General features: G+C 73.6%; 20 protein-coding genes. 11 read left to right on the top strand and 9 right to left on the bottom strand.

All coding sequences use genetic code 11. The features are described 5' to 3' along the window. Positions 1-17 precede the first annotated feature (17 nt). Genes ACYQ77_RS15330 through ACYQ77_RS15310 form a run of 5 tightly spaced genes read left to right on the top strand, consistent with a single transcriptional unit; the run spans position 18 to position 4,489 of the window. Positions 18-428: a RidA family protein gene (locus ACYQ77_RS15330; RefSeq protein ID WP_459711631.1), complete on the top strand. Its 411-nt coding sequence runs from the start codon at positions 18-20 to the stop codon at positions 426-428. Further along, complete coding sequence (locus ACYQ77_RS15325) at positions 401-1,942, top strand: amidohydrolase (RefSeq protein WP_459711629.1); 1,542 nt, start codon at positions 401-403, stop codon at positions 1,940-1,942. The genes ACYQ77_RS15330 and ACYQ77_RS15325 overlap by 28 nt, the downstream gene beginning before the upstream one ends. After that, positions 1,939-2,466 carry a 3-hydroxyanthranilate 3,4-dioxygenase gene (locus tag ACYQ77_RS15320; RefSeq protein ID WP_459711627.1) on the top strand — a complete coding sequence of 176 codons (528 nt, stop codon included), beginning with the start codon at positions 1,939-1,941 and terminating at the stop codon, positions 2,464-2,466. Before ACYQ77_RS15325 ends, ACYQ77_RS15320 begins: the two co-directional genes overlap by 4 nt. Next, positions 2,463-3,506: a class I adenylate-forming enzyme family protein gene (locus ACYQ77_RS15315; protein WP_459711625.1), complete on the top strand. Its 1,044-nt coding sequence runs from the start codon at positions 2,463-2,465 to the stop codon at positions 3,504-3,506. The genes ACYQ77_RS15320 and ACYQ77_RS15315 overlap by 4 nt, the downstream gene beginning before the upstream one ends. Further along, positions 3,503-4,489: an amidohydrolase family protein gene (locus tag ACYQ77_RS15310; RefSeq protein WP_459711623.1), complete on the top strand. Its 987-nt coding sequence runs from the start codon at positions 3,503-3,505 to the stop codon at positions 4,487-4,489. Before ACYQ77_RS15315 ends, ACYQ77_RS15310 begins: the two co-directional genes overlap by 4 nt. Here the strand turns inward: ACYQ77_RS15310 and ACYQ77_RS15305 are convergent. The 4 genes from ACYQ77_RS15305 to ACYQ77_RS15290 are packed head-to-tail and all read right to left on the bottom strand — an operon-like array spanning position 4,461 to position 8,762. Continuing rightward, a complete protein-coding gene (locus ACYQ77_RS15305) occupies positions 4,461-5,300 on the bottom strand; it encodes an IclR family transcriptional regulator (protein ID WP_459711621.1) in 840 nt (279 codons plus the stop codon). The genes ACYQ77_RS15310 and ACYQ77_RS15305 overlap by 29 nt on opposite strands. Next, on the bottom strand, positions 5,297-6,628 hold the full coding sequence (locus tag ACYQ77_RS15300; RefSeq protein WP_459711620.1) for an MFS transporter: 1,332 nt from the start codon (positions 6,626-6,628) through the stop codon (positions 5,297-5,299). Before ACYQ77_RS15300 ends, ACYQ77_RS15305 begins: the two co-directional genes overlap by 4 nt. Continuing rightward, positions 6,625-7,593, bottom strand: coding sequence for an NADPH:quinone oxidoreductase family protein (locus ACYQ77_RS15295; protein WP_459711618.1), 969 nt, complete (start codon positions 7,591-7,593; stop codon positions 6,625-6,627). Before ACYQ77_RS15295 ends, ACYQ77_RS15300 begins: the two co-directional genes overlap by 4 nt. Continuing rightward, complete coding sequence (locus tag ACYQ77_RS15290) at positions 7,593-8,762, bottom strand: CaiB/BaiF CoA transferase family protein (protein ID WP_459711616.1); 1,170 nt, start codon at positions 8,760-8,762, stop codon at positions 7,593-7,595. Before ACYQ77_RS15290 ends, ACYQ77_RS15295 begins: the two co-directional genes overlap by 1 nt. 126 nt (positions 8,763-8,888) lie before the next feature. On the opposite strand from ACYQ77_RS15290, the gene ACYQ77_RS15285 reads away from it, so the two are divergent. Beyond that, positions 8,889-9,731 (top strand): alpha/beta fold hydrolase, encoded by an 843-nt coding sequence (locus tag ACYQ77_RS15285; protein WP_459711614.1) that lies wholly within the window; start codon positions 8,889-8,891, stop codon positions 9,729-9,731. Then, positions 9,728-10,528 carry an alpha/beta fold hydrolase gene (locus tag ACYQ77_RS15280; RefSeq protein ID WP_459711613.1) on the top strand — a complete coding sequence of 267 codons (801 nt, stop codon included), beginning with the start codon at positions 9,728-9,730 and terminating at the stop codon, positions 10,526-10,528. Before ACYQ77_RS15285 ends, ACYQ77_RS15280 begins: the two co-directional genes overlap by 4 nt. Here the strand turns inward: ACYQ77_RS15280 and ACYQ77_RS15275 are convergent. Genes ACYQ77_RS15275 through ACYQ77_RS15255 form a run of 5 tightly spaced genes read right to left on the bottom strand, consistent with a single transcriptional unit; the run spans position 10,517 to position 16,428 of the window. Then, positions 10,517-11,989 (bottom strand): ATP-binding cassette domain-containing protein, encoded by a 1,473-nt coding sequence (locus ACYQ77_RS15275; RefSeq protein WP_459711611.1) that lies wholly within the window; start codon positions 11,987-11,989, stop codon positions 10,517-10,519. The two genes, ACYQ77_RS15280 and ACYQ77_RS15275, sit on opposite strands and share 12 nt — an antisense overlap. Further along, entirely contained in the window at positions 11,986-12,783 is a 798-nt protein-coding gene (locus ACYQ77_RS15270) for an ABC transporter permease (protein WP_459711609.1), read from the bottom strand. The genes ACYQ77_RS15275 and ACYQ77_RS15270 overlap by 4 nt, the downstream gene beginning before the upstream one ends. Then, the gene (locus ACYQ77_RS15265) at positions 12,780-13,700 is read right to left on the bottom strand and encodes an ABC transporter permease (protein ID WP_459711607.1); all 921 of its coding nucleotides are present in this window, start codon (positions 13,698-13,700) and stop codon (positions 12,780-12,782) included. Before ACYQ77_RS15265 ends, ACYQ77_RS15270 begins: the two co-directional genes overlap by 4 nt. A 2-nt stretch (positions 13,701-13,702) precedes the next feature. Continuing rightward, on the bottom strand, positions 13,703-14,878 hold the full coding sequence (locus ACYQ77_RS15260) for a hypothetical protein (RefSeq protein WP_459711606.1): 1,176 nt from the start codon (positions 14,876-14,878) through the stop codon (positions 13,703-13,705). Beyond that, positions 14,875-16,428 (bottom strand): ABC transporter substrate-binding protein, encoded by a 1,554-nt coding sequence (locus tag ACYQ77_RS15255; protein WP_459711604.1) that lies wholly within the window; start codon positions 16,426-16,428, stop codon positions 14,875-14,877. The genes ACYQ77_RS15260 and ACYQ77_RS15255 overlap by 4 nt, the downstream gene beginning before the upstream one ends. Positions 16,429-16,566: 138 nt before the next feature. Between ACYQ77_RS15255 and ACYQ77_RS15250 the strand changes: the two genes are divergently transcribed. The 4 genes from ACYQ77_RS15250 to dmpG all read left to right on the top strand — a co-directional run bounded on the left by ACYQ77_RS15250 (position 16,567) and on the right by dmpG (position 19,971). Further along, complete coding sequence (locus tag ACYQ77_RS15250) at positions 16,567-17,226, top strand: helix-turn-helix domain-containing protein (protein ID WP_459711602.1); 660 nt, start codon at positions 16,567-16,569, stop codon at positions 17,224-17,226. Positions 17,227-17,291: 65 nt separating this feature from the next. Next, complete coding sequence (locus tag ACYQ77_RS15245) at positions 17,292-18,077, top strand: 2-keto-4-pentenoate hydratase (protein WP_459711600.1); 786 nt, start codon at positions 17,292-17,294, stop codon at positions 18,075-18,077. Continuing rightward, positions 18,074-18,958: an acetaldehyde dehydrogenase (acetylating) gene (locus ACYQ77_RS15240; protein WP_459711598.1), complete on the top strand. Its 885-nt coding sequence runs from the start codon at positions 18,074-18,076 to the stop codon at positions 18,956-18,958. Before ACYQ77_RS15245 ends, ACYQ77_RS15240 begins: the two co-directional genes overlap by 4 nt. Beyond that, a complete protein-coding gene (gene dmpG, locus ACYQ77_RS15235; protein WP_459711596.1) occupies positions 18,955-19,971 on the top strand; it encodes a 4-hydroxy-2-oxovalerate aldolase in 1,017 nt (338 codons plus the stop codon). Before ACYQ77_RS15240 ends, dmpG begins: the two co-directional genes overlap by 4 nt. Position 19,972: the final 1 nt, after the last annotated feature.

Genomic DNA, 19,972 nt, shown 5'->3' with positions numbered 1-19,972 from the left:
ACCACCCTGGAGCGAAGATGATCCGCGCTGTCAGCACCCGCAACGCCCCGACCGTGGGCTTCTCCACAGGCACCGCCGCGCCGCTGTCCCAGGCCATCGTGCACGGCGACACCATCTACTGCTCGGGCACCGGGCCGCTGGACCCGGAGACCCGCACGATCGTCTCCGACGACTTCGCGACCCAGGCCAAGCAGACGCTGACCAACCTGGTCGCGGTCGTCGAGGCGGCCGGCGGCAGCCGGGAGACCATCCTCAAGTGCACGTGCTTCGTGCGGGACGTCGAGAACTTCCCGGTGTTCAACGCGGTGTACCGCGAGTTCTTCGAGGGCGCACCGCACTTCCCGGCCAGGACCACCGTGATCGCGACGCCACACCGGACCGGTGTGCAGGTGGAGGTCGAGTGCATCGCGGCCGTGACCCGGCCATGACGGACCTCGTGCTGCTCGGCGGCCGGGTGTACACACCGGACACCCCGGCCGCCGAGGCGGTCGCGATCACCGGCGGCCGGATCTCGGCCGTCGGCGTCACCGCCGACATCGCGGCGCTCGCCGGACCGGGCACCCGGGTGATCGAGCTGGCCGGGCGCACCGTGCTGCCCGGCCTGATCGACTCGCACTGCCACTTCGAACAGGCGGGCATGGACGGGCACATCGTGTCGTTCGCCGGGGTGCACACCGTTGACGAGGCCCTGGACCGGGTGGCCGAACTGGCCGCCACCCGGGCGCCGGACGCGTGGGTGCAGGGGCGGATGTGGAACCCGCTGCTGCAGGTGGGCCGGGCGCCGACCCGCGAGGAACTGGACCGTGCCGCCGGTGGCCGTCCGGTGTTCCTGCCGGAGGGACACGCCGCGTCGGTCAGCACCGCGGCCCTGCGGCTCGCGGGTCTCGATCCGGACGGGCACGACGGCCGTCTCGTCGAGGGCGACGTGCACGCCGTGGCACGCGTCGTGCCGGAATGGACCTCGCAGGAGCGGGCCGCGCAGCTGACGGCGGCGATGCGGGTGCTGAACGAGCACGGGATCACGTCCGTGGTCGCCGGTGCGCTGCCGCCGTCCGACGTGGCGGTGCTGCGGGAGCTGGCCGAGTCGGGTGCCTCGACCGTCCGGGTGGCCGCGATGGTCACGCCGACCGGGGAGCTGAACCCGTCGGTCTCCCTGGCCGAGTGGCGGGAACTGCTCGCCGACGGGCCGCCGAAACCCGTCGGGGACCGGTACCTCACCCGCGGCATCAAGCTCCAGGTCGACGGCGGCATGACGCTCGGCACCGCCGCCACTCGCGCGGACTACCGCGACCGGCCCGGCTACCGCGGCGAGTTGTTCGTCGACCGAGAGCGGCTCACCGAGCTGGTCGGCGCCGCGCACGACGCGGGCTGGCCGGTCGGCACGCACGTCGTCGGCGACGCCGCGATCGACCTCGCGCTCGACGTGTACGAGGCCACGCGGGGCGGCACCGCGCTGCCGGACGTGCTCATCCACGCCAGCCTCGTCCAGCCCGACCAGATCGCCAGGGCCCGCGCGCTCGGCGTGCGGGTGGCCGCGCAGATCCCGTTCCTGTGGCGCAACCGCGACGCCATCGCCGGTCACCTCGGTGACGACCGCGCCGACGCCGCCGTGCCGCTGCGCGACCTGGTCGACGGCCTCGGCCTGGACGGGGTCGCGGCGGGCACCGACTACCCGGTGAACGACCTCGATCCGTGGCAGAACATCCACGCCATGACGACCAGACAGGATGTGCACGGCCGCGTGGCCGGCGCCGCGCAGGCGGTCTCCCGCGACGAGGCGCTGCGCCTGTACACCACGTCGGGGGCCGCGCACACCGGTGAGCAGGCGATCAAGGGCCGGATCGCGCCGGGGTACCTGGCCGATCTCGCCGTCCGCGACGACCACCGGACCGTGATGACCATTGTGGACGGACGGGTTGTCCACGACCCCGAGGAGAGATGACCATGCACCCCAGCCAGATGCCCATCGTGGAGCTGCGGAAGGCGGCCGACGAGCTGCGGGCCGCGGGCAAGCGCGTGAAGGTGCTGTGGCAGGAGAGCGAGTCGCTCGCGTTCCTCGCCCGCGGCCGCGAGTACCGCAGCGAGTTCCACCTCAACCCGAGCGACGAGGTGATGTTCATGGTGCGCGGCTCGATGGACCTGCACTACCGCAAGCCGGAGGGCGGTTCGGACATCGCGGTGATCCCCGAGGGCGGCACCATCTTCACGCCGACCGGCATCGCGCACTCGCCACGCTTCGCGCCGGACGCGTTCGTGCTGGTGATCGAGCGGCTGCGCAGGCCGGGGGAGCTGGACCGGTTCCGCTGGTTCTGCCCCAAGTGTGACGAGTTCCTCCACGAGGAGGCCGTGCACGTCACCGACTACCGCACGGACCCGGTCGCCGGCGCCTACCAGCGGTTCTACGGCGATGTGGACGCCAGGACCTGCAAGGCGTGCGGCACGGTCATGCCGGACGAGCGCCTGTGACGCCCATCGGTGAGCTGGTCCTCGGCGCGTTGCGGGCCCGCCCGGACCGGGTGGCGTTCGAACACGCGGGGACCGCACTGTCCTACCGTGACGCCGAGACCACGGTGCTCGGCCTGGTGGCGTTGCTGGCGAAGCTGCCACCCGAGGACACCGTGGTGCAGGTCCGCCCCAACGATCCGCTGCAGTGGCTCGTGAACGCCGCCTGTTACGTCGCGGGCCGCCGGTCGGCGGGGATCGCGCCCGGGACACCGGACCTGGCGGAACGGCTCGCCCGGATCGGTCCCGCGACCGTGCTGTCCGACGTGGACGTCCCCGCGCCGGGTGGTCCGGTCGAGGTCGCGCCTGCGGAAGCGGTGGTGCGCCTGGGTTTCACGCGCGGCACCATGGGCCCGGTCAAGGGAGTGGAGCTGACGAGCGGGGCGCTTGGCGCGGTCGCGACCATGCTGCGAGACACACTGCCGTGGCCGGACCGTCCCCGGGTGCTGTGCCCGGAGCCGGTGGCCGGCGGATTCGGCAACCTGGTCGCGCCGACGTTGTCGCTCGGCGGGACCTTGGTGATCCCGGATGAATCCGATGTGGACGCGCTACTGGACGCGGTCGAAGCGCACCGGCCGACGGTGTTGCTGCTGATGCCGCCGACGTTCCGGGCGGTGCTGGACCACCCGAGAGCCGTCGACTGGTCCTGTCTCGAACTGCTGATCTACAGCGGCACCTCGCTCACCGCTGACGAGATCGACCGCGCGCACACCCGGTTCGGGCCGGTGCTGTGCCAGGTGTTCGGCCAGGTCGAGGTGCCCAAGACGATCGCCTACAGCACCCCCGACGACCACCTCGGTCCGCACCGCTCGTCACTGGGACGACCGTTCCCCGGCACCGAGATCCGCATCGACGAGACGGGGGAGCTGTGCGTGCGCGGGCCGAACATCGCGCGCTCCTACGCGTTCCCCGCCGGTTCGCCGGTCCGCGACGGCTGGCTGCGCACCGGCGACCTGTGCCGCGTCGAGAACGGCTACCTCTACCACGAGGGCCGGCTCCGATGAGCGTGGTGGACGTGCACACGCACGCGTTTCCCCTGCCACTGCTGGACTGGCTGGCGGACCAGGGACTCGCCGAACGCGGCGACGGCGTGGTCCGCATCGACCCCGTGGTGTCCGGCATGCCGAAGGGCGCGCCGATTCCGCTGCCCGCCGCGCAGTACGACCTCGACACCCGGCTGGCCGACATGGCACGCACGGGTGTCACCCGGCAGCTGGTGTCGGTGCCGCCGTTCGTCACGTGCGCCGACGCGACCGACGAGGCCGCGGTGCTCGACATCGTGCGCCGCGGCAACGACACCCTCGCCGACCTGCTCGGCGGGCAGCGCGGCGTGCTCGACCCACTCGGCCACGTACCGCTCGGCACCGCGAACGCGGTCGAGGAAGCCCGGTACTGCCTGGAGGAGCTGGGCTGCGCGGGCATCGCGATCGGCACCCGGGGGCTCGGCGCGGAGCTGGACGACCCCGCGCACGAACCGCTCTGGGAGTACCTGGCCGGCACGAGAGCGTTCGTGTTCCTCCACCCCAACAGCACACCCGGTGGCGCCCGCCTCGCCGACTACTGGCTGCCGCAGCTCGCCGGGTTCCCCATGGAGACCGCGCTCGCGGTGTCACGGCTGGTCCTCGGCGGCGTCCTCGAACGGCACGACGTGTCGATCTGCCTCGCCCACGGCGGCGGCTGCCTGCCCGCGTTGCGCGGCAGGCTCGACCTCGGCTGGTCCCGCAAGGCCGTCGCACGCACGACCCCGCACCCGCCGAGCACCTACCTGCGCCGCCTCTACTACGACACCGCCACCTTCTCCACCCCGCTGCTGCGCGGGCTGGTCGAGGACGTCGGTGCGGGCCACGTGCTCGTCGGCACCGACTACCCGTTCGAGCTGGCCGACACCGATCCACTAGGGACGGTCGCCGCGCTGGGGTTGCCACGCACGGACACGGCGCTGATCGAGTCCGGCACGATCACCGGGCTGCTGGGCGGATCGGCGTGACGTCGTCGGTGCCGATGCCCTCGTAGCCCTTCGCCAGCTCCCGCGAGATCGACAGCGCCGCCAGCCGCAGCGCGGGTTCGACCGCGGTCAGTGCCCGCGTGTGCGTGACGGTGTGCGACACCACCGACAACGCCGCCACCACCCGCCGGTCGGGCCCGAAGATCGGCGCCGCCACCGACACCGTGCCCAGCGACAGCTCTTCCGCGCAGCGGGCGATGCCGGTCGCACGGACCTCACGCAGCGACCGCATGAGAATCCCCGGCATCACGATCGTGTGTGCGGTGTACCGCTTCAACCCCGCCGCCAGCACGGACTCCTGCAGCTCCCGCGACCCGTGCGCCAGCAGCACCTTGCCCACCCCGGTCGCGTGCAGCGGCGACCGGCCGCCGACCCGGCTGACCACGTCGACCGAGCGGCGGCCCCACACCCGCTCCACGTACAGCACCTCGTCGCCGTCGAGCACCGCGAGGTGCACGTTCTCCGCGGTGGCCTCGTACAGGTCCTGCATGAACGGCAGCGACACGTCCCGCAGTGTGCGAGGCGCCGGGCAGAGCGAACCCAGCTCCCACAGCCGCAGGCCGATCCGGTAGACGCCGTCCCGCTCCTTCTTCAGCGCACCCAGCTCGACCAGCTCGGTCGCGATCCGGTGCACGGTCGACACCGGCATCCCGGTCACGGCGGCCAGCTCGATCAGCCGGAGCGCGGGCCGCTCCTGCGAGAACGCGTTGAGCAGCGCGAACACCCGGCCGGCCACCGTCCGGCCGGTGCTCGCCGGGCGGGCAACGCTCATGATCGGCACCGGTTCGGTCATGGCCGCACCCGTGACGGGCGGCCGGGGTTCTGACCGGCCGATGCTACCCCGGCGGACCTCGATCGTCGCAGGTCACGCGCGAGCAGTCCGATCACCGACGACGCGACGACGGTCATCGCGAGCGCGAGCGGCCGCAGGTCCCCGGCCGCCCCGACCACGCCGACTGCGAGGATCGCGCCGACGTAGCGCGCCGACTGGAACAGCCCGGCGACCACCCCGGACATGTGTTCCGGCGCGCGGTCGTACATGAGGCGCTGCAGGCCGAGGTTGCACAGTCCGTACGGGATGCCGAGGACAACCCCGTCGAGCACGATCAGCCACGCCGGGACCCCCGGGCCGAACGCCGCCAGCGCCGCCACCCCGGCCAGCAGCAGCCCGCCCGCGCACAGCAGGGTCCACCGGCCCATGACCCGGCCGCCGACGACGGTCGCCACCACGCTGGTCGCCGCGATCGGCATGATCAGCAGCCCGGCGGCCGCCGCGTCGTACCCGACGGTGTTCTGCAGCCACGGCGGCAGCCCGTAGAACGCGCCGTAGTAGGCGAGGTTGAACAGGACGAACGTGCCGAGCACCGCCACCAGCCCGGGGGCCGCAGCGAGCGCGCGGACGTCCACGAACGGCGCGGCCGCCCGCCGTTCCCACCAGAAGAACCCGGTCGCCGCGACGACGAACACCGCGGCGGCGGGCCACGAGCCGCCGAGCATCAGGTCCAGCAACGCGACCACGGCCGCGGCGAACAGCAGCACGCCGAGGGGGTCGAGGCGCAGGCCGTTCCCCGGTCTCTTCTCGTCCGGCCCGATGGCCCGCCATGCCAGCACCAGCGCGACCAGCATGATCGGCAGGTTCACCCAGAACACGGCCCGCCACCCGGCCCACGCGGTGAGCAGCCCGCCGAGCACCGGGCCGACCGCGCCCGCGGTCGTGTTGGCGGTGGCGACCGCCGCGAGCCGGTGCACCTCGCCGCTGCGCCGGATGACGAGCACCGCGCACGGGAACGCGGCGGACACCCCGGCCGCCTGGACTCCCCGGCACAGCACCAGCACGGGCAGTGACGAGACCGTCGTGGCGGCGGCGGAGGCGACCGCGGCCACCACCATCCCGGCGGCGAACAGCCGGCGCGGGCCGATGCGGTCCGCGACCCGCCCCAGCACCGGCTGGCACACGCACGCCGTCAGGTAGAACACGGTGACGACCCAGGTCGTCGTGCCGAGCGGCAGCGCGAAGTCGTGCCCGATCGGCGCGAGCGCCACCGCCACCATCGACGAGTTCAGCGGCGCCAGCAGCGTGCCGGCCACCAGCGCCGTGACGGCGACCCCGGTGCGGGTCATGCGGTCACGTCGAGCAGGAGCTTGCCCTCGACCCTGCCCGCGGCGAGGTCGCGGAGTGCCCGCGGTCCGGCCGCGAGCGGCAGCACGTCGTGCACGCGGTGGCGCAACCGCCCGGCCCCGGCCCAGTCGAAGATCACCCGCAGGTTCTCCTCGTGCACCGCTCGCGCTCGCCGGACGAACTCGCCGAAGAACACGCCGACCACCGACGAGCCCTTCACCAGCGGGATGTTCAGTCCGACGCGAGGGATGCCGCCGGACGCGAACCCGACCACCAGATACCGCCCCGCCCACGCGACGGCCCGGACCGCGGCCTCGCCCACCGCACCGCCGACCGGGTCGAACACCACGTCCGCGCCGCCGCCGGTCAGCTCCTTGATGGCCGCCTTGGCGTCGGCGTCGCCGTAGGAGAACGTCTCGTGCGCGCCGTACCGCAGTGCGCCCTTCGCGCGGTCCACCGTGGACGCACCGGCGATCACCCTGGCACCGAGCAGGTTCCCCACATCCACGGCCGCGGACCCGACCCCGCCCGCCGCGCCCAGCACGGCGAGCGTCTCGCCGGGTCGCAGTCCCGCCCGCTGGACCAGCGCGTGGTACGCGGTCGAGTACGTCACCAGGATCGCCGCCGCCTGCCGGTCGGTGACGTGTGCGGGCAGGATGGTGACGCGGTCCGCGCACACGAGCACCAGCTCCCGCGCGCACCCGTACTCCTCGTTCCCGGCGACCCGGGCACCCACCCGCACCGACGTGACCCCGGCGCCGACCGCGACGACCGTGCCCGCGTACTCGCTGCCGGGGGAGAACGGCGGCTCGGGCCGGACCACGTGCGTGCCCGCGATGATGAGCGTGTCGTGGAAGTTCAGCCCGATGTGGCTGACCGCGACCAGCACCTCACCCGGGCCCGGCGACGGTGTGGGCACGTCGAGCAGTTCGAGTTCGCCGAAGCGCGTGCAGACGAGCGCACGCATCAGGACACCACGCCGTCGGCCAGGAACCCGTCCACCTCGGCGTTCGAGAACCCGGCCGCCAGCAGCACCTCGCTCGTGTGCTCACCGAGTTCCGCCGGTGCGGTGCGGATGCCGGGCAGCTCACCGTCGTAGCGGACCGGGTGCCGCAGGACCGTCGCCCGCTCACCGTCCACGTCGAACTCGCCGAGCAGCCCCTCCGCGACCACCTGCGGGTCGGTGCGCACATCGTCGTAGCCCGCGACCCGTTCGAACCAGAAACCCCGTGGCCCCAGACGTTCCGCGACCTCCGCGTAGGTCATGGTGCCCAGCACCTCGGCCACCGCCGCCGTGTACTCGTCGCGCTCGGCGCGGCGGGCCTGCTGGTCGTACCCCGCGAGCACGGGGGAGCCGAGCACGTCGCCGAGGTCGTCCATCGCGCCGTGCACCGCGATCACGACCGACGCGTCCCGCAGCCGGTAGACGCCGTACGGCGCGTCGATCGACCAGCACGCCAGCTCGGCGGGCCGCGTCAGGTCCGCGGCGGTCCGCCTGCCGGAGAAGTACAGCGCGAGCGACTCGGCCTGCAGGTCCAGCCCCGCGCCGAGCAGGCTCGACTCGACCCGCGTGCCCTCGCCGGTGGTGAGCTTGCGCGTGTACGCGGCCAGCACCCCCATCGCGAGCAGCGCGGCCCCGTGGTGGTCCACGACCGGCGTGCCCGCCGCGGTCGGGCTCGCACCGGTCGCCTCGACGAGCCCGGTGCGTGCCTGCACGAGCAGATCCACCCCGGGACGGCCCGCCATCGGGCCGCGTGAACCCCAGCCGCTGGCGGAGGCGTAGATGATGTCCGGCTTGATCGCCCGGACCGCCTCGTACCCGAGGCCGAGCCGGTCCAGCGCGCCGTCCCGGTAGTTCTCCAGCAGCACGTCCGCCCGCTCGATCAGCGGGCGGAGCACGGTCAGCGCGTCCGGGTGCTTGAGGTCGACCACGATCGACCGCTTGTTGCGGTTCACCGACAGGAACGTGACACTGCGCCCGGCCAGCCGGATGCCGCCACTGCCGACCCGGCGTTCCCACGACCCGCCGGGTGGTTCGACCGTCACCACGTCGGCCCCGAGATCGGCGAGGTACTGCGCGGCGGCGGGTCCCTGGACGAAGTGCGCGAAGCTCAGCACCGTCATCTGGTCGATCATGCGGCCTCCCTGCGGCAGTGGTCCGGCCCGACCATAGGAACGCCCGGTGCTCGGCCCCTACGACACGTTTCCGGTGAACGGAAACGGGCGCCGCGTTCGCCGCCGGTGATCCGGCAGGCTGTCCACATGGCACGGCTCAGGCTTCCGGGATGTGTGGTCGAGTGCGCGGTGGCGGGCGACGGCCCGACAGTTCTGCTGCTGCACGGGTGGCCGCAGACGGGCTACGCGTGGCGGCACGTGGTCCCGCTCCTCGCGGACCGGTACACGGTCGTGGTCCCGGATCTGCCGGGGTTCGGCGCCAGTTCGCGGATGACGGCCGGGTACGACAAGCGCTCGGTGGCTGAGGTGCTGCACCGGCTCATGACGTCGCTGGGGTTCGGGCGGTACCACGTCGTCGGGCACGACGTCGGTGGCCAGGTCGCGTACCCGCTTGCCGCGCTGCACGGGGAATCCGTCGCGAGCCTGACGTTCGTCGAGGCCGGCATCCCCGGGCTGGGGGACAGTCTGTCGGCGGCGAACCCGCTGACCGGCGGGTCGTGGCACTTCGGGTTCAACATGGTGCCCGACCTGCCCGAGTTCCTGCTCGCGGGACGGGAACGCGGCTACCTCGAGTTCATGTTCCGCCGCGACTCGATCGGTCTGTACGTCACGGACGCCATCGACGACGCCGACCTGGAGGTATATGCCCGCGCCCTCGCCGCGCCCGGCGCGGTGCGCGCGACCATGGGGCACTACCGGGCGCTGCTCCGGGACATCGAGGACAACCGCGCGCTGTGCGCAGCGGGGCCGGTCACGGCGCCCACGCTGGTCGTGGGTGCCCGGCACGGCGTCGGGCTCGGCTGGCTGGACACCGTCGAGGCGGCGGCGTCGGACGTGTCGTCGTGCTGGGTGGAGGAGTGCGGGCACTATGTGCCGGAGGAGCGGCCCGCGGAACTGGTGCGCATCCTGGTGGAGAGGTGGACATCGTGACCGACGTGGTGCTCATCCACGGGGCGTGGCACGGCGCCGGGCACTTCACGGCGCTCGCCGCCGCGCTGACCGCCCGCGGGCACCGCGTGCTCGCCGTGGACCTGCCCGGCCACGGCACGCGGGCTCGCTTCCCGGCGAGCTACCTGACCAGGGACACCGACGCGTTGCGCACCGAACGGTCCCCGCTCGCCGACCTGACCCTCGACGACGTGGCGGCGGACGTGATCACGCTCCTGCGCCGCCGGTCGGTGCTGGTGGCACACAGCATGGGCGGCACGGTCGCCACCCGCGTGGCCGAACTGGCGCCCGAACGGGTCTCCCGCCTGGTGTACGTGGCGGCGTTCGTGCCGACCCGGCTCGGCTCGGCGGGCGCCTACCTGGCGCTGCCGGAAGCGAAGACCGCACTCGGCGGCGGCCTGTACCTCGGTGACCCGGCGACGATCGGGGCGGTCCGCATCGACCCGCGCAGCACCGCCGCCGCCTACCAGGAGGAACTGCACACCGCGTACTTCTCCGATGTGGACAGTGCGGACTTCCGTGCGCTGGCCGCGATGCTCACCCCCGATCAGCCGCTGTCGTTCCTCAGCACGCCGACGGGTGCGACCGCGGCCAGGTGGGGGCGGGTCCCGAGGACCTACGTCCGCACCACCGCGGACCGGGCGCTGCCCGTCGCGCTGCAGGACGTGATGATCCGCCACGCCGACGACATCGCCTCGGCGTTCCAGCTGGTCACCCTGGACGCCGGGCACGCGGTCTTCGCGACGCACGCGGACCGGCTGGCCCGGCTAGTGCACTGACCGGCGTCCCGGTGCCGCGGCGAGCAACTCGCGCGTGAACGGGTCCTCGGGCGCGGCCAGCACGTCGGCGGTCGGGCCCGACTCGACGATCCGGCCGTCGCGCAGCACCGCGAGGTGATCGGCGGCCGACGCGACCACCGCCAGGTCGTGCGAGATCAGCAGGTACGCCACCCCGTGCCGTTCCTGCAGTCGCCGCAGCAAGGCCAGGACCTGCGCCTGTGTCACGGTGTCCAACGCGGACACCGGCTCGTCGAGCACGATCAGCGCCGGGTTCGGCGCCAGCGCGCGAGCGATCGCCACCCGCTGCCGTTGCCCGCCCGACAGCGCCGACGGCCTGCGCGACACGTACGACGCGGGCAGGCCGACGTCCGCCAGCAACCCGAGCACCCGCCGCCTGCGTTCCGCGCGCCCGAGCCCGCGCAACGGCTCCGCGACGATCCGGCCGACGCTCCACAGCGGATCGAGTGAGCCGAACGGGTTCTGCGCCACGAACTGCACACGTCCTGCCGTGAGCACATGCCCGCCGGTCGGCTCGACGAGCCCGGTGACGATCCGGGCGATCGTGGACTTGCCGGACCCGGACGCGCCGACGAGCCCCAGCGTGTTCGCCATGCCGATGGCGAACGACACGCCGTCGACCGCGACCGTCGCACCGTAGACCTTCCGCAGGTCCTGGACGGCCAGCACCGGTTCGCCCGCCGGGGTCCGGTCCGTCCGGGGACGGGGCACCGAGTCGAGCAGCAGCCGGGTGTACGGGTCACGGGGGTCGCCGAGCACCGCCGCTGTCGCGCCTTCCGCCACCACGCGGCCGCCGGACATCACGGTCACCCGGTCGGCCCGGGCCGCGGCGACGCCGAGGTCGTGTGTGATCAGCAGGACGCTCGTGCCGTCCGCCACCACCGAGGTGAGCAGGTTCAGCACGGTCCTCTGCACGGTCGTGTCCAGGGCGGACGTCGGCTCGTCGGCGATCAGCAGCGCAGGCCGGCCCGCGAGCGCCATCCCGATCAGCACCCGCTGCCGGTAGCCGCCCGACAGCTGGTGCGGGTACGCGGCGAGCACGCGGTCCGGATCGGGGATCCCCGCCCGAACCAGCGACGCGGCCGGGTCGGCGGGACTCCCCGTCAGCCGCAACGCCTCCTCGACCTGCGCACGGATGGTCATCAGCGGGTTGAGCGCGGTCCCGGGGTCCTGGGGCACGAACGCGATCCGCCGTCCACGCAGCCGCCGCCACCGCCGGTCCGGGAGCCGGTCGACGCGTGTCCCGTCGACGGTGATCTCGCCGTGGATCCGTGCGGTGGGCGGCAGCAGGCCCACCGCGGCGTGTGCGAGCGTCGACTTGCCCGACCCGGACTCGCCGACCACAGCGACCACCTCGCCCCGGCCGACGGTGAGGTCCGCGCCGGACAGCGCGGGTTCGCGTCCGTAGTGGACGGTCAGGCCGCGCACCGTCAAGAGGGTCATCGGTTCTCCGATCGCAACGTGTGGCCCAGGTGATTGACCGCGAGCACCACGGCCACGATGACGAGGCCGGGCAGCGTGGTGAGCCACCACGCGGAGGCGAGGAACGACCGGCCCGCGGCGATGAGCGACCCCCACTCCGGTTCCGGTGGCGAGGCGCCGAAGCCGAGGAACCCGACCGCGGCCACGGTGAGGATCGCGTTGCCCAGCTCGAGCGCCGCCAGCGCGGCGACCGGGCTAGCCGCGTTGGGCAGCACGTGCGTCACCAGGATCGCCTGTCTGCTGACGCCGGACACCGCGGCCGCCTCGACGTAGCCCGCGCCGCGGACCCGGATGACCTCGGCCCGCATGATCCGGGCGAACACCGCGGCGGCGGAGACCCCGACAGCGATCGCCACGTTGCCCGTGCCGGAGCCGAGCACCGCGACCACCACCAGCACGAGCAGGAACGACGGCACGGCGAGCAGCACCTCCACCGCCCGCATGACCAGGTCGTCGACGAGACCCCGCGCGGTCCCCGCCACGAGACCGAGCAACGAACCGGCGAGCACCGCGATGCCCACCGCCAGCACGGCTGCCGACAGCGACGCCGCCGACCCGTGCACCACCCGCGCGAACAGGTCGCGCCCCAATTCGTCGGTGCCGAACGGGTGCCCGGCGCCGGGCGGCAGCAACCGGTCGGTGACCGCGCCCCGCACCGGATCCGCGGCGGTGAACAACCCGGGCGCCAGCGCGGCCGCCTCGACCACCACCAGCACGGCGATCGAGGCCGGCACGCCGGGGCCGCGCCACCTCACCGGCGCTCCCTCGGGTCGACCACCGGGTGCAGCAGGTCCACGGCGAGCGCGAGCAGCGTCACGAGCGCGGTGGTGATCACGACCAGTCCCTGCAGCACCGGCAGGTCCCGGGTGGCCACCGCGGACTCGGCCAGCCTGCCGAGCCCGTTGCGCGCGAACACCGTCTCCACCAGCACCGAGCCGGACAGCAGCCAGCCCACCAGCAGCGCCACCATCGTCAGCGCGGGCATGGCCGCGTTGCGCAGCGCGTGCACCGTCACCACGCGCGCCCGCGTCGCGCCCTTGGCTCGCGCGGTGTCCGCGTAGGGCCTGCGCATCTCCGCCAGCAGCCGCACGGACAGCATCTGCGCCACGAACGCCGACGCGGGCACCGCGAGCGTCACGGCGGGCAGGACCAGGCCGTCGAGCCCGTCGGCGCGGGCCGGGAACAGCCGCAGCCCGAACGAGAACACCTGGAGCAGCACCAGCCCGAGCCAGAACGTCGGCATCGACTGCGACAGCCCCGGCAGGCCGCCGAGCAGGCGGCGCAGCCACGGCCTGGCGGTGTGCGCCGCCAGCCAGGCGATCACGAATCCCAGCGGCACGGCCACGAGCAGCGCCGCGCCGGCCAGCGCCAGCGTGCGGGGCACCGCCTCGGCGATGGTCGCGCCGACTCCGCGGCCGGTTTGGAACGACGTGCCGAAGTCGCCGCGCAGCGCGCTCAGCAGCCCGTCGACGTACCGCACCACTGCGGGCCGGTCCAGCCCCAACGAGGCGCGCAGCTCGGCCACCCGCGCCTCGTCGACCGCGTTCTCCGGCCCGATCATGATCCGCACTGGGTCGGCGGGCAGCAGGGAGAACGCGACGAACGTCAGGGTGTAGGCCGCCAGCACCACGACGACGGCCTGTCCCACCCGCCGCAGGACGAACCGGCGCACGCTCAGCCCCTGACGTCGAGGAGCACGCCGGCCGGCGGCACGGCCTGGCCGGTCCAGAGCACGACGTTCCCGGGCCGCAGCCTGCCGAGCAGGGCCAGGGTCAGCGCCCGCTGCCCGCCGGTCGGGATGATCCCGCCGTCGGGCACCGCGACCGCGCCGTCCTCCCGCAGCACCGCGCATCCTGACCACGCCCGGCCATCCCCTGTGGACGTCCCCTGTGGACCACGCGGCCGGTCGGCGTACCGGTGCCCGCGCAGCGCCTGACCGAGGTCCGCTGACCACTCGCGTCCGTCGAAGCCCACGACGAGCGTGAGCGTGCGGGTGCGGCCCGGGCCGGGCGGGCCGGGGACGAGCCGGTCGGACAGGGGCACCACGTCGACCTCCCCGGCGGTCTTGGCGGGGGCGGACAGAGTGGCGGTCTCCAGGTCCTCGCCGGGCACGAAGAACGCGACGTCCTCGGGCACCAGCGTGCCCGTGCGGTGGGCGAGGAGGTACGCGGGGCCGAGCACCGGACCGTCCAGCGCGACCGGCGGCAGCACCACCGCGCCGCCGTGCTGGAACCCGTACGCGCCGTCGGCCCGCTCACCGGCGACGACCTCGGCGGCGAACCGCACGATCGCCTCGTGCGCGATCCGGCGCGTCATGACCTGCACGGCGAACCAGTCACGCGCGTCCTGCAGCCGGGTCAGCCCGTCCGGCCCGGCGAGCACCGGCACCTCGGCCGCGTTCGTGAACGGGATCAACGCGTCCCGCAACAGCACGAGCTGCCAGAGCCACTCGTTGTACAGGTTGCGCGCCGGATGCGGCTCCGGCCCGCCGATCAGCCTGCTGACCACCGGCGGGATCCACGAGTAGCCGACACAACTGCTGTGGATGTCCGCGGGCCCCCGCGGCCCGGGCGGCGCGGCGGCCACCAGGTCGAGCACCAGAGCCGAGACCGCCTCGACGTTCGCGGCCAGCTCGTCACGCACGTCCTGGTCGACCAGCCCGGCGTCCAGGCGCAGCGTCGCGTACGGACCGGCGGTGGACAGGCACGCGGCGAGCCCGGCGACGAAGTCCGCCCTGGTCTGCTCCCCGCCGCCGGCCGCGTCGACCGCCGCGTCCAGCAGCGACCGCGCCGCCGCGACGAACGAGGCGGCGGTCACGGCCCGCCCGGCTCCGAAGTCGTGCCACGTCATGCCGTCACCTCCGCGTCGGAGAAGATCGAGCGGCCCGACCCGTCCAGCCGCACGCCGGACACCCGCGCGGCCAGCCCGACCGACGACGCCTGCTCGAACAGCGGGATGCCGTGCCCGCCCGCGAGGATCGCCTTCGCCGCGGTGTCCACGGCGCGGGCCCGCTCGCGGGGGTCGACGACGGAGGCGATCGCCGCGATCGCGGTGTCCACCTCGTCGGGTGCGGTGCGGCGCAACGGGTTCGCGCTCGCCACCGGGTACAGGCTCGCGAGCACCGCCGGGTCGCCGCGGGTCACCGCCCACGACACGAAGTCGTAGTCGCCCGCGCTCTGCCGCGCGCTGTTGGTGGCGTCGTCCAGCGGCGTGACCCGCAGCTCGATGCCGACGTCGGCCAGTTGCTGCGCCATCAGCTGGTAGACCGCGCCGTACCGCTCGGTCGCCGAGTACACCAGCGTGAACGACAGCCGCACGCCGTCCGGGCCCGGCCGCAGGCCCGCGGCGTCGAGCAGCCGGACCGCCTCGCGCCGGTCGAACCGCAGACCCCGGTCCGCGTAGCCCGGTGTGGTGGTGGCGAGCACGTCGGTCGCCGGCCGCTCACCCGCCGACAGCAGCGGTGCGAACTCGGCCCGGTCCAGCGCGAGGCCGATCGCGCGGCGCACCGCGGGATCCCGCAGCGCGGGCCGGGATTCGTTGGGCAGCAACGTGTACACCACCCCGGGCCGGGTGCCCGACAACAGCCGGGGGCCCTGGACGTCGTCGCCGCCGAACGACGCCTCGTCCTGCTGGAGCACCTGCAGGTCGGCGTCGAGCTGACCGGACACAAGGCTGCCATGCCGCGCGCTCGCGTCGGTGACGATCGCGAAGACCAGCGTGCGCACCCGCGGCGTGCCCCGGTGGGTGGCGAGGTCACTCGCCCACGCGTAGCCGTCGCGGGCGGTCAGCCGCACCTCCTCGTTGAGCGCCACCTCGTCCAGCACGAACGGGCCGGAGCCGGTGAGCGTGCCCGCGCAGCGCTTCTCCGGGGGCCGCGCCAGGGTGTCCGGGGAGAGCAGGCCGAGCGTCACCATGGACGTGGCCTGCAGGAACTGGGCGCTCGGGGTGTCGAAGCGCACCTCGACCGTGCGCGGGCCGGACGCGGTGGCGCCCGCGTACCCGGCGAGGTAGGTGGCGCCGAGCGGGGACCGGGCGCCGAGCGCGGCCACGTCGTCGAGGTTGGCCACGACCGCGGCGGCGTCCAGTGGCGTGCCGTCGCTGAACGTCACGCCGTCGCGCAACGTGAACGTGAAGCGGGTGGCCCGCTCGTCGACCGTCCACGACTCGGCGAGCCACGGCACGATCTCGCCGGTCTCCGGGTCCTGGTCGGTGAGCGAGTCCACGAACTGCCGGGACACCTGGAGGTTCGGAGTCTGTGGGGTCTGATGTGGATCGAGGCAGCCGATCGGCGCGGCGAGGCCTGCCGTGAGGGTGGCCGCCGGGCCGTTCTCGGCACTGCCGGTGCCGCACGCGGTGAGCACCGCGGCGCCGCACAGGAGAAGGGGGATTCGTCGTGACACGGCCTGAGTCTGTGTGCCGGAACCACCGCGCCAGCGCTCGCGTTTTCACTCTCCGGAATGCGCTCACGGAGTGGGACGACGGACCTGCTGCCCGCGCCGCGTGTTAGCTTCCGCGCGGGGCAGGGGAAGGAGCGAGCGATGCCGCCTCGGAGTGTCGCGGCCCGCGTGCTGTCGGTGCTGGACGCGGTCGAGCGGGCGTCGGGTCCGTTGCAGGTCACCCAGATCGCCGAACGCACCGGCCTCCCGGTCGCGACGGCGTGGCGGATGGTGCGGGAACTGACCGAGTGGGGCGGTCTCGAACAGCAGGTCGACGGCCGCTATCGGCTCGCCACCCGGGTGTGGGCGATCGGCAGCTCCGCGCCCTGCGTCCGCCGGATCCAGCGCGATACGTCCCGCCACATCCACGAACTCGCCGCGGTGACCGGCCGGACCGCCTACCTGAGCGTGCTCGACCAGGACGAAGCGCTGGTCGTCAGCCTCGCCCACGCCGGCCGCGGCACCGCCAACGTGTACGAGGGCAGCAGGCTTCGTGCAGAAGACTCGTCGGCGGGCGTGCTGTTCACCGCGTTCGACGGGCCGGACGCCGGCCCGGTGCGGGACGCGCGGATCGCCGTGCACCGGGACATCACGGGCCGCTCGTCGATGTCCGCGGCGATCACCAACCAGGCAGGCGCCGTGGTCGCCGCGCTGACCCTCGCCGGGGGCCGGGGTGAGGTGTGGCAGCGGCTGCGGCCCGCGCTCGCCGACGCGGCCTGCACGGTCCGGTACAGCATCTACCGCGACGAACTGCTCGGATAGCCGCTGTTCCCGTTGAGCGGGAACGGATCGTTGAACCCCGGCCGTCCGAACGGGACCGTTGCGCCATGGACGCACTCGAGCGGGACAAGCTAGTCGACGAGATGCTGGCCGCGTACCGGCACCCGGTCGACCCGCTGACCGAACGGTTCCCGGACCTGACCGTCGACGACGCCTACTCGATCCAGCTCGGCCAGGTCGAGCGCTGGGTCGCGGACGGCGCGGTGGTCAAGGGTCACAAGGTCGGCCTCACGTCCGCTGCCATGCGCAGGCAGCTGGGGGTCGGTGAACCGGACTTCGGGCACCTGCTCGACACGATGTTCCACCCGGAGAGCACGCCGATCGACGTGTCCTCGTTCCTGCGGCCGAGGATCGAACCGGAGGTCGCGTTCGTGCTCGGGACACCGCTGCGCGGCCCCGGGGTGACGGTGGCGGACGCGGTCGCCGCGATCGACTTCGTGCTGCCCGCGCTGGAGATCATCGACTCCCGTGTCCGGGACTGGCGGATCGGGCTGGTCGACACGATCGCCGACAACGCGTCCTCCGGCGGGGTCGTGCTGGGCAGCGTTCCCGCGCGACTGTCCGACGTGGACCTTCCACTCACCGGCTGCATGCTGCGCGTCGGCGGTGAGGTGGTGGACACCGGCGCGGGCGCGGCTGTGCTCGGGTCACCGCTGAACGCGCTGGTGTGGCTCGCGAACACGCTGGGGGACCGCGGGGTGGCGCTCAAGGCAGGGCACGTCGTCCTGCCGGGCTCGGTGACCGCCGCGGTGCCCGTGGCCGCCGGGGACGAGGTGCGGGCGACGTTCGCCGGGCTCGGCTCGGTGACCGCGGTGTTCGGCGGTGGCCGGTGACGGTCACGGCGGCGATCGTCGGGCCGGGGAACATCGGCACCGACCTGCTGGTGAAGCTGCGGCGCAGCACGGTGGTGGACGTGCGGTACATGGTTGGCGTCGACCCGGACTCCGCCGGGCTGGCACGCGCACGGGACATGGGGGTGGAGGCGAGCGCGGGCGGCGTCGACTGGCTGCTGTCCCGCCCGGAGCTCCCGGAGCTCGTGTTCGAGGCGACGTCGGCGGGTGCGCACCTGGCGAACGCGCCGCGCTACGCCGAGGCGGGCATCCGCGCGGTGGATCTGACCCCGGCCGCGGTCGGGCCGTTCGTGTGCCCACCGGTCAACCTGCCCGAGCACCTCGACACCCCCAACGTCAACATGATCACGTGCGGGGGACAGGCGACCATCCCGGTCGTGCGTGCCGTCGCGGACGTGACCCCCGTGCCGTACGCGGAGATCGTCGCGTCGATCGCGTCGCGCTCGGCCGGACCGGGTACCCGCGCGAACATCGACGAGTTCACCGAGACCACCGCACGCGCCATCGAGGAGGTGGGCGGTGCGCGGCGGGGCAAGGCGATCATCATCCTGAACCCGGCCGACCCGCCGATGATCATGCGGGACACGGTCTTCTGCGCCATCGACCCGGACGCCGACCGCGACGCAATCTCGGCGTCGGTACACCGGATGGTCGAGGAAGTGCGGCGGTACGTGCCGGGCTACGCGCTGCGCGCCGACCCGCAGTTCGACGAACCGCGCCCGGACTGGAGCGGTGTCGCCCGGGTCGCCGTGTTCCTCGAGGTGCGCGGCAACGGCGACCACCTGCCGCCGTGGGCGGGGAACCTGGACATCATGACGGCTGCCGCGGCGCGGGCCGGAGAGCTGCTGGCGGTGACCCGATGACCGAGCCCGTGCGCATCACCGACACGACACTGCGCGACGGCAGCCACGCCATGGCGCACCGGTTCACGGTCGACCAGGTGCGCGCCGTGGTCACCGCGCTCGACGACGCCGGGGTCGAGGTCATCGAGGTGACCCACGGCGACGGCCTCGGCGGCTCGTCGTTCAACTACGGGTTCTCGGCCGTAGCGGACGTGGACCTGGTCGCCGCCGCGGCCGGGACGGCGCGGCGAGCACGGATCGCGGTGCTCCTCCTGCCGGGCCTGGGCACGGCGGCGGACCTGCGTCGTGCACACGACGCCGGTGCCACGGTGGCCCGCATCGCCACCCACTGCACGGAGGCCGACATCGCGGTGCAGCACTTCGGTGTCGCCCGCGACCTCGGGATGGAGACCGTCGGGTTCCTGATGCTGTCGCACATGATCACCCCGGACGCCCTCGCCGCCCAAGCCAGGGTGATGGTCGACGCGGGGTGCGAGTGCGTGTACGTGGTCGACTCGGCGGGCGCGCTGCTGCCGGACGAGGCGGCGGCACGGGTCGCGGCGCTCGTCGCGGAGATCGGTGTCCAGGCACAGGTGGGGCTGCACGGCCACCAGAACCTGTCGCTCGGCGTCGCGAACTCGCTGGCCGCGTACCAGGCCGGTGCCCGGCAGATCGACGGCACCCTGTGTGCACTCGGGGCGGGCGCGGGCAACTCGCCGACCGAGGTGCTGGCCGCCGCCTTCGCGAAAATGGGGGTGCCCACCGGGCTCGACCTGCCGGCCCTCCTCACCGCGGCCGCGGAGGTGGCACTCCCGTTCATTCCCCGGCTCCCGTGGGCGGAACGCACGGCGATCGTGCAGGGCTACGCCGGCGTCTACTCGTCGTTCCTCCGGCACGCCGAACGCGCCGAGGAACGCTACGGCGTACCGGCCCACGAGATCCTCCGCCGCATCGGCGAGGCGGGCTACGTCGGCGGCCAGGAGGACATGATCATCGACATCGCGGTGCGGATGGTCACGGCGACCGGCGGGTGAG

The organism is Actinophytocola sp. KF-1, assembly GCF_054661535.1.
Note: the sequence above shows the minus strand (reverse complement) of the source record. Positions and strands in the feature narration are given on the sequence as shown.

Coding starts and splice junctions, on each gene's coding strand:
- ACYQ77_RS15330 (WP_459711631.1), top strand. CDS start 18: ATGATCCGCGCTGTCAGCACCCGCAACGCCCCGACCGTGGGCTTCTCC.
- ACYQ77_RS15320 (WP_459711627.1), top strand. CDS start 1,939: ATGACCATGCACCCCAGCCAGATGCCCATCGTGGAGCTGCGGAAGGCG.
- ACYQ77_RS15310 (WP_459711623.1), top strand. CDS start 3,503: ATGAGCGTGGTGGACGTGCACACGCACGCGTTTCCCCTGCCACTGCTG.
- ACYQ77_RS15305 (WP_459711621.1), bottom strand. CDS start 5,300: ATGACCGAACCGGTGCCGATCATGAGCGTTGCCCGCCCGGCGAGCACC.
- ACYQ77_RS15300 (WP_459711620.1), bottom strand. CDS start 6,628: ATGACCCGCACCGGGGTCGCCGTCACGGCGCTGGTGGCCGGCACGCTG.
- ACYQ77_RS15295 (WP_459711618.1), bottom strand. CDS start 7,593: ATGCGTGCGCTCGTCTGCACGCGCTTCGGCGAACTCGAACTGCTCGAC.
- ACYQ77_RS15290 (WP_459711616.1), bottom strand. CDS start 8,762: ATGATCGACCAGATGACGGTGCTGAGCTTCGCGCACTTCGTCCAGGGA.
- ACYQ77_RS15285 (WP_459711614.1), top strand. CDS start 8,889: ATGGCACGGCTCAGGCTTCCGGGATGTGTGGTCGAGTGCGCGGTGGCG.
- ACYQ77_RS15275 (WP_459711611.1), bottom strand. CDS start 11,989: ATGACCCTCTTGACGGTGCGCGGCCTGACCGTCCACTACGGACGCGAA.
- ACYQ77_RS15260 (WP_459711606.1), bottom strand. CDS start 14,878: ATGACGTGGCACGACTTCGGAGCCGGGCGGGCCGTGACCGCCGCCTCG.
- ACYQ77_RS15250 (WP_459711602.1), top strand. CDS start 16,567: ATGCCGCCTCGGAGTGTCGCGGCCCGCGTGCTGTCGGTGCTGGACGCG.
- ACYQ77_RS15245 (WP_459711600.1), top strand. CDS start 17,292: ATGGACGCACTCGAGCGGGACAAGCTAGTCGACGAGATGCTGGCCGCG.
- dmpG (WP_459711596.1), top strand. CDS start 18,955: ATGACCGAGCCCGTGCGCATCACCGACACGACACTGCGCGACGGCAGC.